The organism is Acinetobacter sp. YH16052 (assembly GCF_013417155.1).
Lineage (GTDB): Bacteria > Pseudomonadota > Gammaproteobacteria > Pseudomonadales > Moraxellaceae > Acinetobacter.
The window spans coordinates 1-1,388 of sequence record NZ_VPEO01000155.1 but is presented as its reverse complement, the minus strand read 5'-3'; the positions used below and the strand labels follow the sequence as shown (position 1 = coordinate 1,388).

1 protein-coding gene and 1 pseudogene are annotated in these 1,388 nt (G+C 38.2%); both read right to left on the bottom strand.

Features of this window, described 5'->3' with window-relative positions; all coding sequences use genetic code 11:
- Positions 1-76 precede the first annotated feature (76 nt).
- Positions 77-154: pseudogene (locus FTV42_RS17905) on the bottom strand (antitoxin HicB); the annotation flags it as partial.
- A 33-nt stretch (positions 155-187) separates the two neighbouring features.
- A complete protein-coding gene (locus FTV42_RS16895; RefSeq protein ID WP_180039255.1) occupies positions 188-1,387 on the bottom strand; it encodes an integrase arm-type DNA-binding domain-containing protein in 1,200 nt (399 codons plus the stop codon).
- Position 1,388 lies beyond the last annotated feature (1 nt).

Below are 1,388 nucleotides of genomic sequence, written 5' to 3'. Positions count from 1 at the left end.
TAGTGAATAAACGCATGAAAGAATTAAGGGCGCTTAAAGCTGAATTACAACAAATGGCTAGTGCTTGTGGTTCGAACAACCCAACATACTCATTATATTCTGCTGACCATGTAACACGGCAAGTATATTGTTTACTATCCATTTGAAACCCCATAATGTTTTAAGTCTATGTATAAAAGTACGATTTTCACTTAGCAGTACTTAAATAATCACCCCACCACTGCATCATTTCAGTCCGCTGGGCTAAATAGTCAGCGTGATTATAGCTGGCACGGGTACGGTTCTTATCAATATGTGAAAGTTGTGCCTCAATCCAGTTATCCTGGAACAAACCTGAGTCATTCAAAATGGTACTAAAAGTGGAACGTAGTCCATGAGAGGATAATTGATGTTTTCCATAGCCCATCTTACGTATAGCCATATTTAATGTATTAAAATGAATCGGTTGATTATGTTTCCGTGGGCTAGCAAAAATGTACTTTTCACCGTATGACCATTGCATGACGTCTTTTAAAATATCTAAAGCCTGATCTGAAAGTGGAACTAAGAAGTCGGGAATCTCATGGCCTAATATGACTTTTCGTCGAAACTGTTTAATATGCAAGGCAGGTATTTTCCAGATTTTTTCATTTAAATCAAAATGATCAGGCGCAGCCAACAACAATCCAGCCCCCCGCACGCCAGTATGTAATGTGAACAGCAGTGCTTTTTTAATAATCGGATGGGCATCCAATTTTTGTAATTTATACTTAAAATCAGATATATCCTCCGCTTTCAAATACGGATAATTTTTCTTGATTTTACTGTTAATGGCGATTTTATTTAAACCATGCGCGATGTTGAATTCACAATAACCCATCGCTACAGCGTAGTCATAAATTTGGTTCAAATAACTACAAGCTTTCTTGACAGGTTCTTTTACTTGGCGTCCCTCTATTTTTTTGATTACTGAAACCAGGTCATAACGCTTGATGTTTTGAAAAGGTAAATCCTGAAGGTCTGGATAAATATCTTGCTGTAAACATCTTTCTGCTAACTGTAGTACACCGCAGCGGGGTAGATCGTTGAAGGCATTTTTCAGTTTGAACTGTAACCACTCCTCCCCGACCTTACCAAAGGTGATGACATTAGAGGCAGTATCTTGTTCAAAACAGAAATCATTGTCTTTAAAGTCATCTCTGACTTGTCGTGCCTTTTTCAGCGATAAATCAGGATAACGACCTAACTGAATGCGTCGACGTTTTTTAGTTTGTGGATCTGTATAGCGATAGCACCAAGATTTTCTTCCACTCGGCTCAATCTTCAGGCTAAGCCCATCTTCATCGGATAAAAAACTGGTTTTTTCCTTACAATGAGCTTGGCGAACTTTAATTTCAGTAAGACTCATG

Bases quoted from the DNA above. Each gene is read 5' to 3' on its own strand.
- FTV42_RS16895 (WP_180039255.1), bottom strand. From the start codon at position 1,387: ATGAGTCTTACTGAAATTAAAGTTCGCCAAGCTCATTGTAAGGAAAAA.